Source organism: Bremerella cremea, assembly GCF_003335505.1.
Lineage (GTDB): Bacteria > Planctomycetota > Planctomycetia > Pirellulales > Pirellulaceae > Bremerella > Bremerella cremea_A.
Genome location: NZ_QPEX01000030.1, coordinates 305,918 through 325,337, shown reverse-complemented (window position 1 = coordinate 325,337; position 19,420 = coordinate 305,918). Strand labels below are relative to the sequence as shown.

17 protein-coding genes are annotated in these 19,420 nt (G+C 53.2%); 4 read left to right on the top strand and 13 right to left on the bottom strand.

Features of this window, described 5'->3' with window-relative positions; all coding sequences use genetic code 11:
- Nucleotides 1–4: 4 nt before the first annotated feature.
- Nucleotides 5–343 carry a helix-turn-helix domain-containing protein gene (locus DTL42_RS16165; RefSeq protein WP_158545421.1) on the bottom strand — a complete coding sequence of 113 codons (339 nt, stop codon included), beginning with the start codon at nucleotides 341–343 and terminating at the stop codon, nucleotides 5–7.
- A 621-nt stretch (nucleotides 344–964) separates the two neighbouring features.
- Here DTL42_RS16165 and DTL42_RS16160 point away from each other — a divergent pair.
- The gene (locus DTL42_RS16160) at nucleotides 965–5,272 is read left to right on the top strand and encodes an NACHT domain-containing protein (protein ID WP_147274303.1); all 4,308 of its coding nucleotides are present in this window, start codon (nucleotides 965–967) and stop codon (nucleotides 5,270–5,272) included.
- Between the two features lie 200 nt (nucleotides 5,273–5,472).
- Entirely contained in the window at nucleotides 5,473–8,055 is a 2,583-nt protein-coding gene (locus DTL42_RS16155; RefSeq protein WP_114369759.1) for an NACHT domain-containing protein, read from the top strand.
- Here the strand turns inward: DTL42_RS16155 and DTL42_RS27170 are convergent.
- The gene (locus DTL42_RS27170) at nucleotides 7,961–8,161 is read right to left on the bottom strand and encodes a transposase family protein (protein ID WP_114369757.1); all 201 of its coding nucleotides are present in this window, start codon (nucleotides 8,159–8,161) and stop codon (nucleotides 7,961–7,963) included. The two genes, DTL42_RS16155 and DTL42_RS27170, sit on opposite strands and share 95 nt — an antisense overlap.
- A 176-nt stretch (nucleotides 8,162–8,337) precedes the next feature.
- Here DTL42_RS27170 and DTL42_RS16145 point away from each other — a divergent pair, with 176 nt between their 5' ends.
- The gene (locus DTL42_RS16145) at nucleotides 8,338–9,237 is read left to right on the top strand and encodes a hypothetical protein (RefSeq protein WP_147274302.1); all 900 of its coding nucleotides are present in this window, start codon (nucleotides 8,338–8,340) and stop codon (nucleotides 9,235–9,237) included.
- 336 nt (nucleotides 9,238–9,573) lie between these two features.
- On the opposite strand, the gene DTL42_RS16140 is transcribed toward DTL42_RS16145, so the two are convergent.
- From DTL42_RS16140 to mobF, 5 genes are all read right to left on the bottom strand, one after another.
- On the bottom strand, nucleotides 9,574–10,482 hold the full coding sequence (locus DTL42_RS16140; RefSeq protein WP_114369754.1) for an ArdC family protein: 909 nt from the start codon (nucleotides 10,480–10,482) through the stop codon (nucleotides 9,574–9,576).
- A gap of 326 nt (nucleotides 10,483–10,808) precedes the next feature.
- Nucleotides 10,809–11,261 (bottom strand): type II toxin-antitoxin system VapC family toxin, encoded by a 453-nt coding sequence (locus DTL42_RS16135; RefSeq protein ID WP_114369753.1) that lies wholly within the window; start codon nucleotides 11,259–11,261, stop codon nucleotides 10,809–10,811.
- 13 nt (nucleotides 11,262–11,274) lie between these two features.
- Nucleotides 11,275–11,526 (bottom strand): hypothetical protein, encoded by a 252-nt coding sequence (locus DTL42_RS16130; RefSeq protein WP_114369752.1) that lies wholly within the window; start codon nucleotides 11,524–11,526, stop codon nucleotides 11,275–11,277.
- 75 nt (nucleotides 11,527–11,601) lie between these two features.
- Entirely contained in the window at nucleotides 11,602–12,012 is a 411-nt protein-coding gene (locus tag DTL42_RS16125; protein ID WP_147274301.1) for a hypothetical protein, read from the bottom strand.
- A 26-nt stretch (nucleotides 12,013–12,038) separates the two neighbouring features.
- Nucleotides 12,039–14,735, bottom strand: a complete 2,697-nt coding sequence (gene mobF, locus DTL42_RS16120) for a MobF family relaxase (RefSeq protein WP_158545420.1) — start codon at nucleotides 14,733–14,735, stop codon at nucleotides 12,039–12,041.
- A 193-nt stretch (nucleotides 14,736–14,928) separates the two neighbouring features.
- Between mobF and DTL42_RS16115 the strand changes: the two genes are divergently transcribed.
- A complete protein-coding gene (locus tag DTL42_RS16115; protein WP_158545419.1) occupies nucleotides 14,929–15,084 on the top strand; it encodes a hypothetical protein in 156 nt (51 codons plus the stop codon).
- Between the two features lie 28 nt (nucleotides 15,085–15,112).
- Here DTL42_RS16115 and DTL42_RS16110 read toward each other — a convergent pair whose 3' ends face one another.
- The 6 genes from DTL42_RS16110 to DTL42_RS16085 are packed head-to-tail and all read right to left on the bottom strand — an operon-like array spanning nucleotide 15,113 to nucleotide 19,412.
- Nucleotides 15,113–15,349, bottom strand: coding sequence for a hypothetical protein (locus DTL42_RS16110; protein WP_114369748.1), 237 nt, complete (start codon nucleotides 15,347–15,349; stop codon nucleotides 15,113–15,115).
- On the bottom strand, nucleotides 15,346–15,741 hold the full coding sequence (locus DTL42_RS16105; protein ID WP_114369747.1) for a hypothetical protein: 396 nt from the start codon (nucleotides 15,739–15,741) through the stop codon (nucleotides 15,346–15,348). The genes DTL42_RS16110 and DTL42_RS16105 overlap by 4 nt, the downstream gene beginning before the upstream one ends.
- Complete coding sequence (locus tag DTL42_RS16100) at nucleotides 15,738–16,388, bottom strand: hypothetical protein (RefSeq protein ID WP_114369746.1); 651 nt, start codon at nucleotides 16,386–16,388, stop codon at nucleotides 15,738–15,740. Before DTL42_RS16100 ends, DTL42_RS16105 begins: the two co-directional genes overlap by 4 nt.
- On the bottom strand, nucleotides 16,389–17,822 hold the full coding sequence (locus DTL42_RS16095) for a TraM recognition domain-containing protein (RefSeq protein ID WP_114369745.1): 1,434 nt from the start codon (nucleotides 17,820–17,822) through the stop codon (nucleotides 16,389–16,391).
- Nucleotides 17,819–18,631 (bottom strand): ParB/RepB/Spo0J family partition protein, encoded by an 813-nt coding sequence (locus DTL42_RS16090; protein WP_114369744.1) that lies wholly within the window; start codon nucleotides 18,629–18,631, stop codon nucleotides 17,819–17,821. Before DTL42_RS16090 ends, DTL42_RS16095 begins: the two co-directional genes overlap by 4 nt.
- 37 nt (nucleotides 18,632–18,668) lie before the next feature.
- On the bottom strand, nucleotides 18,669–19,412 hold the full coding sequence (locus tag DTL42_RS16085) for a hypothetical protein (protein WP_114369743.1): 744 nt from the start codon (nucleotides 19,410–19,412) through the stop codon (nucleotides 18,669–18,671).
- Nucleotides 19,413–19,420 lie beyond the last annotated feature (8 nt).

The window sequence follows — 19,420 nt, the reverse complement described above, 5'->3', positions numbered from 1 at the left end:
GAGATCAGTCCACTGGCGAAATGTCGGCCAAAAGAAAAGCAATCCAACGACGGATGCCCGTTCTGCTTGTTTCATCGAGTCGTCGATAATCGTGGAGAAGGCACCAATCAGCCGGGCTCACAACCGGGACTTCGGGAAAGAAAACGAATAGGGGAACTCCCAAGGCTTCCGCGAGACGAGGCAGCAGCGAAAGGGAAACGGACTTTAGACCCCGTTCGTAGTCGCGAAGATCGTGGACCGTCACGTCCGGATAGAGAAGCATCGCGACTTTTTCCTCGGAGATTCCACGTCGCTCACGAATCTCAAGCAGCCGTAAACCAACCTGCCGGTCAAATTCCGTCACCTCTTTTATATCCACCGTTGTCGCCTCCATCGTTGTTCGACGGAGCTGCCGGCGGGTGCCGGGAGGTTTAGACAGCCAAAAACCGGCTCGCGGCGTATTCCCGCACGCGGTGTTCTATTCCGCCGCCCTCCCAACAGACTGGGAGGCTTTCAGCTGAATACGAAGCCAAAATCGCATGTTCTTGGAGGTCTAACGCTCCGCCATTTCAAGACGGTTAGCAGCGAGAGGGCGTTTTGTAAACGATTTTCTTCTTACTGGGCAACACGAAGATGTTCTGGATCCCGGTTGGCAATACACAAACACACTTAATGCCGGTAGTGCTCTTAGAAACGACCCAAACTGTTGTCCGTTGCTGAAAGAGGCAAATGGAGGTTCATTCCAACAGGCTTTCCCTGCTCTTGATAGAGTGGCTTTGTGGTTAATGGCCAGCGATTCGATTCAACGGGGGGCTTAGCCCTTATGCGCCCAGGGATTTAACGAGTTGCGGCGATTGCGAGGCATTGACCAAACAGTGAATGCGAGACCTCTGGCGATGACGTCTCGCAAAACTGAATTGTCAACTTGATGATTGGGACGCGCGGGGACGTCTCGTTATAATCCCAGCGTAAGTGCTTCCCATCAGTGAATAACTCCGGCAGCGAACTTTGCGAGAGGGGCAACGAATTGGTATCTAGACGTAAGATTTTGGAATCCCTTCAGAAGGCCCAGCTAAGCGAGTTGGCAAAGAAGCTAGGACAGCCTGCGTCCAGCGTCAAAAAGAAGGCCTTCATCGTTGATGCACTGGCAAGTACCCGGTCATTTACGACCAGACAAATCCTTGAATCACTTCGGCTAATCGAATTGAAATCTCTGTGCAAGCAACTCAACTTGCCGGTGACAGACCGTAAGAAGAGTGCCTACATTGAAGCATTGCTTCCCAGGTCAAATTCCACGTACGGGACGGCCGAGAAATCATCTTTAGATTTATCGCGTGCGACACGATCGCTGGAACGAGGATCATCGAAGACGCTTCGGTCGATTCGTCGAGGAATCCGCTATCAGGATTTAGTTGCCGCGGAATCACTGATCGCAATGGTAACTGATGATGATTCTCCTCCACTTTGGGTAATGCTTGAAAACAGAGCTGGAGGTACGTTTGATGATGTTGTTGTTGGTTATCCGAAGTTGGTCGTTTGGAAACAGGTGAAATGGTCTCAGAGCCCTGGGAGTAATCCATTATCAATCCAGGCATTTGCAGAACGATATGGCAAGCGACGGACGGCACTCATTTCGAGTTTTGCCAGAAGCTATCGGCTTATCACCGAGAGTGGCATGCCATTTGAACTAGAGATTGTTTCTAATCGCTCGCTAGATTCGAACTTTCAACGCTTCGTAACTGGGCCACGGTCAAGACTCAAACCGAAAAAAGAACTATCGAAGAAGCAAATTGAATTGCTCGCAGCCTCTTGGCAAGAGTTGTCAGGATTTGCTGGAGACGAGTTCTGGCTGTTTCTGAGCTCGTTGCACTTCCATGTAAATTCACCTGACCTCGCGAGACTTGAGCGAGACATCGAGCGAATTCTAAAGCTACTTGGTTGCGATCACGGGGCTTACGAAAGACTCATTGAAGCAGTTTGGAGATGGGCACAGGATGACAGCAAAAAGAGAATTGATCGTACGGATGTCGAAGCTGTGTTAGGGGGAACGGCATTTCTCCCACCCAATGAATTCATTCTGCCTGAGATTAGAGTTACACGAGCGGAGACACAGAGGGAACTCTCGCGACGTATAGAGTCGATAGACAACGGCTACATCGTGGTCCTCGGTTCGCCAGGTTCTGGAAAGAGCACGCTGCTAAACACTTTTCAGATCTCGCAATCGAAACCGGACAACTGCGACGTGGTTCTTTACAATTGCTTTACTGGAACGTCTGATCAGTTCCTTCGCACTCGTGCTCAAACTGATAATTTCGCTAGTTTTCTAGCCCGAGAGTGCTATGAAATATTTCCGGGCCAATTCGGACCAAGATTCAACGCTGGAAAAAGTGGCATAGAGTCACTCGTTAGTCGAGCTGCCTCTTGTTTATCGCAAGGGCGCAAACTCGTGGTTATTGTTGACGGAATTGACTATGCCCAACGTTATTCGTCTGATAGCTCTCAGTCCCTATTCCACAGTCTTCCGGTAAGCCTTCCACCCGGAATTGTCTTTGTCTTGTCGGCTAGAGTCATGGAGCAGATACCCAGCCATGTTCGGCATAGTTGTGGCGATGAACAAATCGAAGTGCCGCCTTTGGACGTCCAACAGGTACGCGACCTTCTACAGCAATATGGCGTAATTGAGAGCTTGGTATCAAATCAACGCGACTTAGAAGGATTGCCTTACGCCGTTTGGTCAAAAAGTTGTGGGCACGCATTGCATACTAGCATCGTCGCAAAACAACTTCGGTTGGGAACTCAAATGGGGCATCAACCGGCACGTGTTCTCGCAGAGGTTGTTCCATACGACGGTGACATCGAGAGCTACTATGCATTGGTATTGGATCAGCCACGCACTGCCTTAGCGAGAGATGCACTGGGAATATTGGCGGCGAGTCCATTCGAGCTCTCATCCGTCGAAATCGCTCGAATTTTAGATCCCCCGGCGAATCCACGGGAAGTTGAGGACCAACTTAATAGTTTTGCTTACTTGTTTCGGCGAATTGCTCAACAATGGTTCTTCAGCCACGACAGCTTGCGTTCGTTCGCCTCTCGATGCTCATCGGCTGCCAGTTTCGGATCGGCTGCACAACTCGAATTCTTATCGAATTTGAGGGATGATCCGAGAACCGGAGAACACTTGCTACACCTATTGGCAGAAGTTGGAGAAGGTTCTTTCGTTGCGTCCGATCTAGATTGCGAATGGGTGGTAAGACAGATCGTAGCCGGTGCGAGTATTCCCCTGCTGCATGAGGGGTTTCGGAAACTTGCGATAACCGCCCTAGCCAAGGAAGAATTGGCGCTTACGTCCAAATATTGGATTCTTAAAGGATGCCTAGAACGGGCCGAGTTTGATGGCGAACTCTTCGAAGCGAATTTAGTTGATGCATGGCTGGCTCAGGGCCGAATTGACCTCGTCGAACGATACGCCTACATCGCCTCGCAATTTCTCTCTGTGGTCTACCCCGGGCCTGATCTCATCGAACTCCTTTTTGCCCACGGCTACGGAGAATTATCTAGACGCCTGCAAGACAGAATTCTCGCACAGGCTCTTCCAAGCGTCGAAGAGCATGGTCTGAATCCCGAGTTCGAAAAATATATTCAACACCTATCGCTACGGGCGTCTCCCAATGAGATTATGGGAATAGTCAAGGAAGCTATTGCAGGTGTAGCGCGAAGCAACACGCATTTTGTTAGCCCGCACCTTGACTCCAGTCGATATGCATCCTTAGCGGCCTACGAGTGTTTGCACCACAAAGAATACGCGCGCGTAGATTCTTGGTTGCAGCAAGACCCTCTTCCTTTCGATTTCGAGACGGCAGTGGATCTGTGGTTCAGAACGCGAATTGCATTGGACGAATTGGAAGAGCGAAGAGACAGAGCTCTGACGCTTATGGAAGATGTTACTGACCTCGGGATTCTATTGGCAGCATTAGACATTCCAGATCTGAAGGACAGCGTCAGGCAGCGACTTGAAGAGTTTCCACTTCCGAATACGCTGAGCGATCGATATCCATGGTATGACTGCAGCCACGCGCGAAAGGACATCATCCAATTATCCTTGGACATTCATCTATGCAACCAGCTGTCACTAGATTCTCGATTGTCGGAGATCAATGCTCTAATGTTCCGGCAACCATCACGTGTTGCGCGGGCGTTTCATAATGGAATAGCGGCAATTGCTGGCGTATCGGCCGATGGGGCGGATACTTGGAAGGAAGGGATAAAAGTTCTCAGCGAAGGGATTTACTTGCTAGCACATACGAGTTATTCCAGCACCGATGTTCAGAGTGCAAGTTTTTTCTCTTGTGGTCTTGGTGAAATAGTGAGACCAACGCTTCATCAGGCAAGAAAAAAGGGTCAATTGTCTGAATTCGAGTCGATGATTCGGACCAATCTGTTGCCTGCATTGAATCGAGCAGGTATTCGTTTCGGCGTTGGCATACTTTCGCTATGCGACCTTTTTCTGAATGAGAACTGTTGCAGGGCCCTGGCCCATGAACTTCTCGAGGAGGTTAAAGGCAATTTCGTGGAATCGTGCGAGTTTAAATCAGGGTCATTAATGAGTTTGAACGCTCGGTACGCAAAGCTTGGCAATCTATCTGCGGCTCGCCGCGTATTGACGAATGGAGTCCGGGCGTCGTTCACTTACGGCTACCGCAAGGACACTGCAATTAACGACTTCATCATCGCTTTCGAACTTGTCGGACCACTTCTCGGCGAGCGTTTGTCGGGCGTTGCAAAATTCATTACGCAGGTACTGTTGTTACTTGATGAACTAACCGACGGCAGAATGCTCTACGATGCTCCTAGCCATTTTGTAGCAGTCTTGTGCCGATTCGATGTCAATCTGGCTGTCCATTACGGTCGAATCCTTGCGACGCGTTGCCGTCAACTGAATATGGGCGCGTTCTCAGAGGCCTTACGTGACCATAATGTGAACGTGAAGATTGTGCGAGCTCAATTTGCGAGAGAAGCTCCTGAAGTGGAGGTCAATGCTGAGGAAGTGGATGTCGATCCGCGAGCATATTTTGTCACAAGTGAAGTAAAGCGGTTTCCTCAGGTCCGTGACATGAAGGAAGACCTGTTGGAGAGCATTTTATCAAGTTGCTATGGAAGCGTATTTCACAAGTTACCTTCTGTAATTGGGCACTTAGTTAATAGCGGCAATTGCGATGCAGCGCTTAAGGTCTTCGATTCGCTCGAGGAAGGGATTCGTGTGCGTGTTTCCAATTATCCCATTCCGGAATTGTGAGGAAGAGGGATGGTGGTTGGGCAATCCGTCAAAAATCAAACCGGGGGTGGTTTTGCCTGTTGTGCTGCTTGCCAGTAATTACTCGTCTTTTGAGCTCATTCTTATTTTGTAATGAATGTACGACAATCCCGAACGCCGTACCGATCGTGTTCACGTCACGTGTTGTCAATCCTGTACTCTTCGATGAAACGAGCGAAAAAATGGCGGATCTAAAATCTATTCCAACCTGGATGGATATGCCGGCAACGGTTGCTGTTAGTCCACCTGTTGATTCCCTCAAGCAGTCTTTACCTTTCGGTGAGCTTTCGTGGGACAATTTTGAACGGCTGTGCCTCCGCTTGGCTCGACGTGAAGCAGATGTCGAGTCCTGCCAGCTGTATGGTGTTCGAGGTGATAAACAAGAGGGAATCGACATCTTTGCCAGGACCGGAACGAGTGTGAAGTATCGCGTATACCAATGTAAACGCGAAGAGAAGTTCGGCGCCGCAAAGATCAAGAAGGCAGTCGCGAAGTTTTCAGAGGGAACGTGGAAAGACAAGTCAGACACGTTCGTACTTTGTACGAAAGAGAGTTTGCAAAGCCAGCAGAGATGCGACGCCTTTGAGGAGCAGGTTGAAGTACTCAAGCGGGATGGCATCACGTTGGTGTCATGGGATAGCAATCAGCTGTCGATGGAGCTGAAGAAACCATGCAATCACGACTTAGTCGATGAGTTTTTTGGCAGGGAATGGGTGCGGCTATTCTGCGGCAAAGACTTCGTCGAGCATCTTACGCGCCGCCTTACTACCCAACAAGTAGCTACTTTTCGTTCCCGCCTCGGGGAGTTCTATCGTCGCGTGTTCAACACGCACGATCCTGGCCTACCGAAAAGTGAACTGTCGGCCCGAGCAGTACTAGCGATAGAGCAGCGATTCGTATTTCCCGACGTCATCGATCGACGTTCGGTAGTCGCAAATGCGATGGACACTTCTCCCGGCTCGGACCAATTGCTTCAAACAGATGCTGTTTCAACGCACTACTTCGATAACTTGCGAGATCAAAGTCGGCCGATGCGTAAGGAGAGTTCAGTGATACGTACAGTCGCTGAAAGAACTGCAATAGACCGCTGGTTGGCAACCGGTGAGAAGGCACTCTTGCTGGGAGTTCCAGGCTCAGGAAAGAGTACATTGCTGCGGTTTCTAACAATGGACTTACTAGATTCAACCCCACGAATGCAGCACACCTGCCGTCATTGGGGCCGTCACTTGCCTGTCTGGTTGCCCTTTGCTCTTTGGACGAAGACCATTGCAAATCGTCCGAATGAGTCATCATTGAGCGATGTATTGCGACTATGGCTGAGCAGCTTCGATGAAGATCGCTTGTGGCCTATTGTAGAAGCAGCCATAAACGACGATAGGTTATTGCTCATCGTGGACGGGCTAGACGAGTGGGAGAGCGAAGAGACCGCTGGCATTGCCCTGAATAAACTGCAAGTTTTTGTCGAACAACGTAACATTCCTGTGGTTGCGTCAAGCCGCCCAGGCGGCTTCAGGAAGCTCGGTATACCAACCGACCAGTGGCAAGTCGCCGATCTTGCTGACTTTTCAACAGATCAACAAAGGCAGTTGGCAGCAACATGGTTCGCTCAGTCACAAAACACTACAGTTGATCACCACAGTAGGAACACGGACGACAACGTCGACCGAATCACCTTCGAAACTGACAGCTTTATGGCCGAGTTGGAACGATCATTTGACCTGCGAGAGCTCGCAAAAGTTCCACTGCTCTTACTGCTACTTATTTACCATCGCCTGCAGCGTTCTTCGTTGCCGAACGGACGATTCAAGGCGTATGAATCAATAGTAACCCATCTTATAGAGACCCATCCGCATCGCCGGAGAGTCGCTGCAACGGTGCATAACGTCGATCCTGAGTTGTCAGACGATGATGTTGGCCGCGCCCTCGCGTTTGTCGCCTACCATTTACAGTGCCACGATACCGGCGGTGTAGTCGACATACAAGACGCAATCAGTGTTCTCGAGAAGTTCATGCGTGATGAACATCATGGATTTGGGCTCTCTCACCCTGACTCGAGACGTCTAAGCCGTAGAATTCTCGACATTGGAGAAGGATCAATTGGGCTGCTAGTACGACGATCGAATCATGAAATTGCTTTTTTCCATCGGAGTTTTCAAGAGTATCTTGCGGCCGTGCATCTCTGTGAGCTGTCGCTGGCGGAACAGATATCCGTCATCAAGGAACAAAGCGGAAACCCACAATGGCATGAAACGATAATGAGCCTTTTCCATCTGACACGAAGATCGCAAGATCTCAAGTCATTCGTCGAAATTATTGAGGAGCAATATGCTACCGCAACTGTGTTCGAGCAGATGGAAATTGAAGCCGTATTGGCAGAAATTGCTTTCGGTAGCTTTGGATGTTCACCAGGCGACGCACAACAGATCGCAGAGTCAACGTTTACGCGAATTGAACGTGGCGATTGGATGCCACAAAGGGAGCGACTACTGCGAATTGCACTTGAAGGCTGCAGGACCACTGTCGTCAAAGAGCGGGTGAAACAAAAGATAACTCAATGGTTCCCTTGTCGCCTTAAGTTGCGCGGCGAGGTTTATACCGCCATGTCGGACTGGTCATATTCAAATGAAGTCATCCAATGTCTTTGGAGTGGGATATATGATGACGAGTTCTTTAATCAACGACCAGCGGCCAAGGCTCTATGTAAATTGGCTGATGGTAATCAACAGATTGGCGACGAATGTTGGCTCCGCAAATCGTGGCCGTGAGAGCCAGAAAAATCATTTCGAGCAGATCATGATTCTTGCCGCGATCAGCTCGCGGATCGGTAACTTTTACAAACTGTTTGTAAATCAGAGCAGCAGGCCCAGACATCGTTCCCCTCCATGCCAGCAAAAACAGCCATCCACCATCAACGGCTTGACGAATCGGAGAACAGTGCAATCCTTGAACCAAAACGACTACAACGTGCGATTGCCCTGTTTGTACGGGCCTACTGGTATGCAATTCGAGATGGAAAGATCCCTAGGACGTGGCAGTTTACGCAGTTCTTGGAAAACTACATCGACGCCAACGATCCGGTTGGGTTCTTGCGCGAGATAGCTGTTAGTGTACTTCCTGAAGAAGTGGAAATCGTAGCAATCGACGCTGAGTTTTCTGTCGAGTTGAACGATGGGGATGTCGAAAAGGCAAGCGAGAAGCTGTTGGAGATTATGAAACGCCGTTCGCAGCTCGACACTCGCACGGAAGACGAAAACGAGCAACTAGCCCATACTGACGCGAGACTTATGCTGAGCACAATTGGTCGAAATACGGCCCAGCTCAAAGACTCATCCCAGCGCATTCTTTGGGCGAATTGCTATATCGTTACAAATTCCCGCCGGTATATTCGCGCCGCCGCGGAGCTAGGCCTTAAGAACATGGTGTGTTCAAACCCCTTACAATTGATCGGAATCGTGGAACAGGTTTCGGGAGCCACGGTGAACGAGACGGAATTGCTACACCTGTATGAGAACCCCATCGTGGTTGGAGCCGTTGAAGGATTGTGGGGTGAATTGCAGGGCCTGCTTGCTAATGGCATTTCACTTCGAGGAAAGTCGTTGGTTCGTTTGCGGCGCGACCTCGATGCTTGTCTGCATGAGCGTCTTACCTTGTCCAATGCGGCTGATGAGAAGGCACCCGAGCAGTTGGACGCTGAAGAGGATGTTGAGAAGGACGAGTACGTACAATTGCTCGATACAGCCGAAGGTCTCGGATACGAGATTCAACCAATGGCAAGAAAAGCGAGGGATGCGTTTACGGTCGCTGAGCAAAGTGCGAAACGAATTAGAGAGCTGGAAGAACAGGTCGTCGATTTGGAAGAGCAAGTGCAGGAGTTTGGGAAGAAGAAGGCCCGCTTTCTGAGGCGAGTGAAGAACCGCCAACAGCTACACCATAAGAAGAATCAGTGACCCGAAAACCGTCAGCGGTGACCGCGAATTAGTTGGGACCCGCGACGGGGGTTTTGCCCGAACGCCTCCTGGCAGACGATGCATATATCGGCTAATCCCGCGAAGTAACGACCAAGGCCCGCCAACGGTGCCTGACGGGCCTTGGTTGAATCGAGACGGGTTGTGCAACCCAACTGAGTGGAGGCGGACGGAATCGAACCCGCGTCACGTCTCTGATCGCCGTTGATCCCATTTGGTTGATGCGTCGAAGTCGCACGGGAGGGCGTGTCCTGGGTATGGTGTAAAGGCATGTTCCCGATAAAAAGCCTGGCCGCCCTGTGGCGGCCAAGCCGATTTTCATCGCCCATTCGCCTCCGGCGTCGGTTGCAACGCATGTAGATACTCAACCGCCTTACTCGCATAAGAAGCCGCCGAAAAAATCGCCCGCTTATCTTCCTTGAGCACCTTCAACCAGCCACCGATATAGTCCGCATGATCCCCTCGCACCTCCGGGGTGATCGCCAAATCAGCACACAAAAACGCCGAACCCAGCTCGGCCACGAGTTCCTCCATCGCATACCCTTCATCGCCCCATTTCTTCCGCCCAAGTTCCCGATCCAACCGCGAAGAATGCCGCGTCCAGTGGGTAAGTTCATGGGCCAGCGTCGCCGCGTGTGACTCAGCGTCCCGAAAACACTCAAACGGCGGCATGCGGATATAGTCGTCCCCAATCGCATAGTAAGCCTGAGTTCCGCCGTTCCGAATCTCCGCCCCCGTCGCCGCAAAGAATTTGTCTGCTTGCTCAATCCGCTCCAGCGTCTCCGCTGGCTTTTCCGCCAAGGCATAAAAATGCTCCGGCAACCCCTCCACCTGGCAAGCATTGAAAACGGTGTACTCCTTCAAGTAAGGAATCTCCGCTTCCACCTCCTGCCCATCCTCATCGGTCTCCGTCTTCTTGAGCGTATTGGCAAACACGACCGGCGACCCTTTTTCCCCCTTACGCACAAACCCGCCTAGCTCCTTGGCCTGCCGAAACGTCATCCAATAAGGACAATGATACCCCGAATCCTCCGCCGAGGCCCACAGCATGAGAATGTTGATCCCGTTGTAGGGCGTCCCATTATGCCGCAGCGGCCGCGAAACGCGTCCCGCTGCATGCTCCGCATTCCAAGGCTTGAACCAGGGCCGCACCCCCGCCTCTAAATCCGCGACAATCTTGTCAGTAACCCGCGAATAAACATCACCCTTTTTAACCGTCGAACCCATCGTAAAAACCTCCGTCCAAGAAATGAAAAGAACCCCGTGCCAAAAAGCACTTGCTTTTGGGCAGGGGGGACGAAGGCCAAACCAAGAACGGGGACAGGCTGTCACAGGCCGAGCGACGGGGAGGGGCACCCGGTCTGCACAAGCGAGTGCCAACGAGCGCGGAAGATCGGGGAGGAAACCCCACAGCGAGCGCGGCCCCGAGCCTTGACAGCCTGGGGGTGTCCCCTGAAAGAAAGAGAGCCGCCCGAGAGGGCGACTCCTAGAGGCCGAAGGCCGACCAGTCTTTTAGTTTCTCACGAACAGAAATCATCCGGCCCGGCCGGATCTCATTCCGCCATCTGGCCGAGCATCTCTGGCGTCACGACCGTGATCTCCGCATACCGCTGAAAATCCTTGGGATTGAGCGTCAGCACATGGGAAATCCCATGCCGCAGCATGGCCGCCACGAGCCGCGTATCATGGGCCTGCTTCCCAATTACCTGATACTGGGTAACTAGCTCCTGCCACTTCTCAAAAATGGCCCGCTCATCTTTCAGGAGCTGAAACAGACTGGCCAGCTGAGCCATCTCAAAGGTGGCCTGCTCGGCATCCAAACCCAGCCCATTCTGAGCTGCAGGCCGAGTCGCCACGACCCAGTATTCATAAAAGACCTGCGGGACGAGGCATCCCTCAAATCCCAAGCGAGGCAGCTTCGCCACCGAGTCCCGCACCAAAGAAAAGACGGGAGAGTCAACCTGTGAAGAGCGAACCAGAATGCTCGTATCGACTAAGATCTTCACGCGAGGTCATCCACTAGTAGATACTCTCGCGGCTGTCGTCCACAAAATGCCCCACCGGCTTATGCCCATCCGCCCAGGCACGAAACTGATTGCCCCACTGCTCATGCTCTGGGGCCGACTTGGGTTTTGCCCGTTGCGATTCTGACTGCTCAATCGCCAACAGCTTCAGGGCATGCCGCAAGGCCTCCTCCGGGCTCCCAAAGGCCCCATTGGCCACCGCCTGCTGAATCACGGCTTCATATTCACTGGGGACATCAAGCGTCATTATGCACCTTTCCAATCGATTTCTTCCTATCTTGAGAATGTCACGCTTTCCCCAAAAAGTCAATCGAAACCAAGCCTAACCCGGCTCCGCCGAGAGTAGACCAGGGGCATTGTCCTCAATCCGAATCTCGGTAATCACCGGCTCATTCTCCTGCACCAGCCGGGCCGTGGCATGATCCGCCTCCGCAAAATAAACGACCCGAAAACTCAGTAACTTAGCGTAGGCCTCACCCAGCCTCCGACCGCGAATCGTGACCCGCTTGCCGTAGAATTCCAGGCGGATCACATCACCCGGCTCCAAGCTCGAATCAACGATTTGGCTGTAGGGCAGCCCTCGCTGCTGTCCCGTCTTGAGCACGAAGTTCAAGAGTGGAGGCCCGCCCCACGACTGTCGATGCAGTCCAAAGGCCTGGTACGGAGCATCGTCCTGATAGTTCTCGATCTCCTGCTCGGAAGCCTCAGGCTTCAGCCCCAGTCGTTCAAGCACTCCGGATGATTCATGATGGGCCATCGTTACCTCGCCATTTCCACCTGTTCATGGGCCAGCCACTGTCGCAACTTTTCTGTTTGTTGGCGAGCGAAATTTTCGGCGAAGCGGCGAATCGACGTCGCCCGCTCCGACCAGCGAGATTGAGCCGCGACCATAGGCCGAAGTTCACTTGCGTTCTTCACGATCCTTTCCCGCCCAATGGCCGACCGAAGCGTCTGCTTGTCGTCGGTATAGATGGTCAATTGCTCGCGGCCCCGCGAAGCACTGACATAGGCCTGCTCGGCCGAACTTGCCGGCAGGGACAGGCTGCTTTGAGCCAAAAACACCCGATGCACCGTTTTGCCCTGACTGGCATAAGATGTTACGGTCACGCCATGTTCGAGGTGCCCCCACGAGGCGGGAATGGTTTGTCCATTACTGAGCTTTAAATCCCCCGACTTCGTAAAACCAGTTAGTTCAAACAGGGAGCCGTTGTTGAGCCGCTTCTCACTTGAATCTTTCGATGGTCGGCGATTCTTGGTGACACGAACCCGATCCCCAGCCGCAAAGTGTTCCACGCCTTCCCGATACACATCAAACGACTTGGGAGACTCAATCGGAACGGGAACTTTTCCATTTTGTCCCTCCGCCCAAACCCGGCCTTCACGAACCTCGGCCACACGTAACCGGTCCCCGGCCTTGTAGCCCCCTTTACCTTTGGTAACGAACTCCACGACATCCCCTGGAGCAAAGGAAAGCGAGTCGCTTCGCTGAGCTTCGGTTAGCCGTTTCGATTGAAGTACCGTCATCTCATGTTCGGGACCATGAATCGTCCCTCGTACCTTGAGTTCCTGACGAATCGCCTCGGTCACCTGTTCTCGCTCTAAATGGGAGGGAGCAATGACGAGACTCGATTTGTTTGGCGCCAGACTATCGGCATAGTCTTGGGCCAGCTGTCGGTAACGCAGATCGTCATCGGCGATCTCTCGTATGAAACTGAGCTCGTCCAGCTTCTCAAAGCCTTCCGCCACCTTGCCTTGACTAAGGAGAGTGACCGCCTCCCGGTAATCACCTTCCTGGCGACGAATTCTTTGGATTGTAAACGGTTGGATGCCAGCTTCGCTTTCTAACAACTTGAGCGGTGTGCCTCGCGAGACAGCTTTATGCTGCCGCTCATCACCGCTGAGCACAACGCGGGCATCAATCTTCTGAGCGATGGTTGCCAGCTTGGCCATGTCCGAAGTTCCCAGCAGCCCTGCTTCATCAACCCAGACCACACCTCCAGCGGCCGATGCCTGGGACTTTTCATTCATGAGAAAGGATGCCAGAGTTTCCGCGTCGAATCCTTCCTCCCCTCGCAAGACGCCATGGGCCGCTTCGGCAGTTGGGGCAAGAACGGTAACATTTCGGCCTGTCTTTTCAATGGCTTCAATTGTCTCTTTCATGAGTGAAGTCTTACCGACACCTGCCTTGCCCGAGACGATCATCAACCGATCATGCGAATTCAGAACCCCTTGCACGGCGGTTTGCTGTTCATCGCTGAGCCAATTCCGGGCGATCGCATACTGGGGAGCAAGTGGGGCGAGCTTACCGCGTCCGGAACGAGCGAACGTGAGGAGGGCTTGTTCTTCGGCCAACACCTCTCGTGTGGAAATGAGAGCTTGCTCATCCTGGCCTTCCCGAATCCAGTCTCGACCTGCGACTTCGTTGTGAATCTGTTCGACGGAAGTCTGGCCGATGCCATGCAGCATGGCTTGCCGCAATAGCTCCCGTTCGCGGACGACCGAAGCTCGCTCAAAAACGTGCTCCTTCGCGAAATCAACTGCCGCGGCCACATCCATCTCTGGCTGAGCTGGAACGAACTCACCTCGTGACAGACGATCAAAGTGATCGGCTTCTTCCTCATTCAATCGACTTCGCCAAACATTCGGAAGTTCATCTGGTGGTACGAGCTGATTTTTCTTTTCACGGGTCTTGGCCCCGAGTTGCCCTTTGCTTTCAGGGGATGTGATCCCATGTTCTTCGGCCATTTTTTCAATCAGGCCGGTTCTCCTTGAAAACTTCTCAATTGTTTCGCGACTGACTCCGGCGATCTCAAAATCCCGCTCACTTCGCTCGATGGGATATCCCAGCTCGACCATCTTCGCCGCCAAGTGAGATTGAAAGATCGCTTCATAGTAGCCGGAGTCACGGACGACGGCGGAAAGATCAACGGCGGTCCAGCGTTTGCCGGTATGGGTTGCATTAAGGACAAATCCATGGACATGAAGTTGCGGGTCCGGATGGCCATCCACCGGCCTCGCTGTCGTATGAAGCCAGGATGCCCCAACGATGTTTCCCGTTTTCTCCCATGTCAGAACACCGCGTGAGTGGTTCACACGTGTGAGAGCATCTTTCTCCAGGTCGGAAAACGTTTCATGGGCCGCACTCTGAACTGCTTCCAAGATTCGATCATCCTGCGTCACACCCCACAGAAGCGAAACCGACTTAGGAGCGGAAAGCGTAATATCGGTGCCAACCCGCCGGTCAGCCCGTTGCCGCTGGGTAAGTCGAAAGTCTTCAAACGGGTAGCGATTGTCGACGGGTCGATCAAAATGGTCCTTATCGACCTCGCCAGCAAGACCAAGTAAAGCGGCTCCTTTGCCGAACCAGGCCCCTTTGAGCTGGTTCGGACCGGAGTCGTAGTAGTCGCTGAACGCGTAGTAGGCCTTGGCGTCCGCACTACTCTTGGAATGAGTCACCCGCATTGGCATGACAATAGTCCGGAATTGTGACAGTTCGATGACAGTCCGTATCCCAGTTTGAAACAAAAGCTCGAAACAGGCACACGGAGCTTCGCTCCGACTTGTTTTACGCGTCTATGTCGAGCTTTTTTGTGGGGACAGGTTTTAGATGGGAGACGTTCTGCCGTTTTTGATACGACTGAATGTACAGATGGTAGATGATCTGCTTGGCTTCTTCATGAACGTGACGTCGGTAGGCTCGACCGCTACCAGCATCGGCGATAAAGAAGAAACCGAAACCAACGAAAAACATGAAGATCGTCGTCAACAGGAAGCAGTCGTCTCGAAGCGGATGACCGGCCGGTAATGTGAGGCCGTGCCAAGCGAGTGCCACGCTAGAAACCGTGAGGACGATCAGGCACAGGCCTAATATCAGGAAGGTTAGGAAGTGGAAGATTTTGCGAGTCATCGTTTGAATTCTCCTGCCGCGCTAACGCGGCTTGATAGGCTTGCCACATTTCTGGCGTGATCAAATTGGGATAGCGATAGACGGCCAACTTTCGCTGGAGAATCTCCCGCTCCGAAAAGGGGAGCGGGGAATCGGTATCGTGTTGACGGGAGTCAGACGTCACTGGTCCATCTCCTGCTCTTGTTCCGGTTCTTGGAACTCCGCCTGTTGCTGGGCATGCTGGACCAGGTCATCCAAAACGCTCGGCTGCTGGTCGTTCACCATCTGAACGTCAGCTTGATTCGGTTCGGGCGTGTTCATGGTCGAATGGATCTCCGGCTGGGACTGGTAAAAGTGGACGGGCTGACTAGCCCCGGTCTGACGCGAAATCGATTGTTGGGTGGCTCGCCCCAGTTGCCCCGGCTCTTCCACAAGAGGTGAATGGCCTGGAAATGCGGCAACAATACTACCGAGTTCCTTGTATCCCTGTCGCCCAAGAGCCGCGATTGCCCCTTGGCCGATCTTCGGCTTTTCCGGCTTCTGATTCGTGTGGTCGTTGGGTTTCTGTTTGCTCATAGTTGACGCCTCCCACGCACTTCAGTTCGCCACCCGGCCGATCGTAATTTGGCGGCATGTACTCTCTTTCTGAGGTACCATTGGTGCAGAAAAAAGGCGAAGTGGCAGATCAAGATCCAGCCCACCATGATCAAGTACCAGTTGGACTGAACAGGCGAAGCAAAAAGCCGCAATAATGCGGCCAGGGCAAGTCCAATACCGACGTCGGATACTATCCCCGCCGCCGTAGTCGAAAGCCGAGGAAAGTAGCAAGACAGGACACCGCGGCCGAGATCACTATCCCGTGCCTGCGTACGGTAGAGAATGTGGACGAACGTTAAAACTAGCCCCACGAGCCACCATACAACTTGAGCGGCAATCAGCAGTTCAAACGGTATGGCATCGATGCGTCCGTGCAGTTGCGTGTGCCCATGCAGGTAGTAACCCTGCACAAATACGGCGAACGCCCAGGCCGCCACCAATATGGAACCGGCCGAGCCAGGAGAGCGGCTGAAAATTTGCAGCGTTCTTCCCATCGCGAACCCGGCGATCAGGAATCCGCCGATTCCATTGCGGATGCTGCGGATCTCTTCTTCGTGGTACTCCTCCGGCTGCTTGGTCGGAGGTGGCCGGTCAGGACGCACGGGTTCATTGTCAAAGTGTGTCATCTAGATTTGCCTTAGCGTTTTTAAGGTGAATGGATCGCCTTGCGGCCCGTAGGTGCGACCCGCCTGGCTGAGAAAGAAATCAACGAGGAGTTTGTTGTGTGGCCCTCCGCGACGAAGTGATAGAAACCTCTCAGGAGGACAACGAGGAGCCATCTGTTCGGAGACAGAAAATAGAAATCGATCATTTCCCATCAAGAAATTAAGCAGGTCGAACTTCTCCTCTTCCTTCGTCTCGCTGACGCTGACGAAGTCTTCTCGATGCTGCCCCCAGCTTTGACTGAAGTAGTCGTTGGTCCGGGCACAATGGTTGGAGAGAATCAGTTTCGTCGAATAGTTGGCAAACACGGAATGAAGTTCCTGTTCTGCCTGGTTTCCGCCCATGGCGGACTGAAGCGTTGGTAAGCTTTGGCAGCCACTCACAAACGCCAAGCGTTGGCTCCGTGAGACCGACTGAATCATTGCTTCCTTGGCAGGATTGTTGATGAGCATCTGGAGTTCGTCCCGCACGACGATGGTCGTCGTCTGCGGATTCAAGCGGCGGAGAGCCGCCTCGCTCAACTGGGTTGTCACGATGCTTTGTAGGAGCATCCCCGCGGGACCGTGCGACATGATGGGGGCCGCAAGAACAACACATGCCCCGTCCAGAGCCATCTCAGGAGAGAACGTGGAATGTTCGGCACAAACGGTCTCGTACATGGGCGAGTTGAGAAAGGGCACGAGCACCGCCGAGCCTTCACTGATCGCCGCCCCACGTGCCTTCGAGCCAATTTGAATGAACTCGGACAGCAAAAAGGAAGCGGACTGTTTGTATTGCCGCATTTCCCCCGCATTTCGAATTCCATTCTCCGCCAGTTGGAGCAGTTGAAAAGCGTACGAACTCGACTGAAATTCGGTTGAAGCCACTTGAGCGAATGCCGCCGGTAGAGAGAGCATCACGCGGTAAACATCTTCGATGGTTACCTTTTCTCGTTTGGACAGCCAAGCGATGGTAATGCAGCAGGTGAGTAGCATGGCATACAAGTTGGCCCAGAAACTGTCTTGATGTTCTCCTTTAGATTGACTGAGTTGATTGTTAAGGTCCTGCAAGAGCTGGGTGGCCGTTGTAGGCGAGCCATTTTGGCGAGTCAGTTCGAAAGAGAGGAAGTTGTAGGTGAATTCGCCGGGCACCAAGATCAACAACCGATCCTGGGCTCCGGCGAGTTCAATGACACGGCACGCGTTGGCCGCCTCGTCCGGTTTGACGCAACACCACAGGCAGCCAATGTTCGGCCCTCCGCGACGAAGAATGTCGCGGAGGAGAATCTTTAGAACGGATGTCTTGCCGCTTCCCGTGCCGCCAATCGCGAAGATATGGGAGCACACGTCCTCCAACGAGATGCCAAGTAAGTCGAGCGAATCTCGGGCTTTCCAGAACGTGAAGCCAAACCAGTTCATGCCATTACCTCCGCAAGCAAGTGGATGGGGAGGTTCTGCTTGGCGTGAACTTGAATTCCCGCCTTGAGTTTGGCGATGGCGTCGAACAACTCCTCGTAGGAGACCGTCCGAGGGAAGGTCAGTTGAAACGCAACCTGATCCATCTTCAGCTCAAGGGTGACCTCCTTGGGGGCCTTCGACTTTTTGCCGCCCGATATCTTGATGATCGCGTCCCGTGACATCCGACCGGCCGCATGTTCCTTCAACCAGGTTGTCTGCTCGTCTTCTGTCTTGGCTCGGCGAGCAACTTCGTAGGTGATAGCGACACCGATTTTGTTCTCGCGGGCCACTTGCAACGCCTCTGGGCAGAGCTTCCCAACTGATTTGCGGATCTTGCTCAGGGTCCCCGGAGTAACGCATGCGTGGACCGCGGCTTCTGTAAAATTGCACCGATGATAACGAGCCAGTTCCGTGACTCGCTTAAAGGTATCTTCTACAGACTCGTCCTTTCGGAGATGGTTCTCGTGTAGGGAAAAGACGAGCATTTGCTCGGGTGGTGTACCCTCGGGCCAAACGAGAGCATCAATTTCCGTGTGTCCCAGTCGCTTGGTTACTTCGTGGCGATGATTGCCGATACAAAGCAAAAAGCGGTTACCGACGGCAACGAGACCAACAGGTTGCAAGACCCCGTTCTCTGCGATGCTTGGTTCGAGCCGCTGGAGATTCTCTTCATCTAGCGGACGTCGATTCTCCATCAAGTCGATCTGAGAAAGAGAAACCCGCCGCCACGTGGGTGTGGCGGCGGGCACGTTTTCGGGTTTAACAATCATGACGTCATTCCTTACTTTTCTTGAGAAATCGAGGAAGTTAAGAAGTGATCCTCCGCCAGGCCAACTCGAGCCATTTCACGCAGCGGGCAAACTGACTTGACCTGCACCAGACCGCCAAGGCGATCGAGAGTGACACGGGGATCGCTAACAGAAACAGGCCCATCCCCCAGATACTCGTGCGAGCAACGACCGGGGCCACGACATGTTGCATACTCGATTCAATGACAGGGCGAGCGACGTGCTCAGCGGCTGCCTTCGCGATGTCATCCCCGTGAACCACCAGGGCAGTGATCGCCGCACCTGCGGCGATCTTCTCCCGGTGCTTCCAGATCATTTCGAGGAGCTCATCCGGCTTGGGGCTCTTGTTGACCAAAGTGGTCACCTCAGCCAGCTTGCCTTGTTTTTTGAGCACAGGTACAAGCATCTCCAGTCTCCGCCCATTCTGGGCGGAGACCTTCGAGGTGGCCATGGCGACATCATCCGCCAGCGTGACGGCCTTCCCGGCGACGGACCGCACGATCCGTGCGGCGTCGTCTCCCAGCATTCGCGTCAAGCGAATGGCCGTTTGACGGGCGGCTGCTTCGGCGGTCTCGCGTGCGAGAGCGGCCGTCGCCTGTTTACCGGCCTGCTGAACCGCTTGCTTGGTGGCGGCTGATGCTGCCTTACCCGTGAGAACCTTGGCTCCGGTCTTCACGGCCCCCGACAAAGGGCCGGCCATTGCCGGGCAGCCCGATGCCAGGAGGGAATACAGCACGAAGATTGCGACGATAAGACTTTTCATGGGGACTC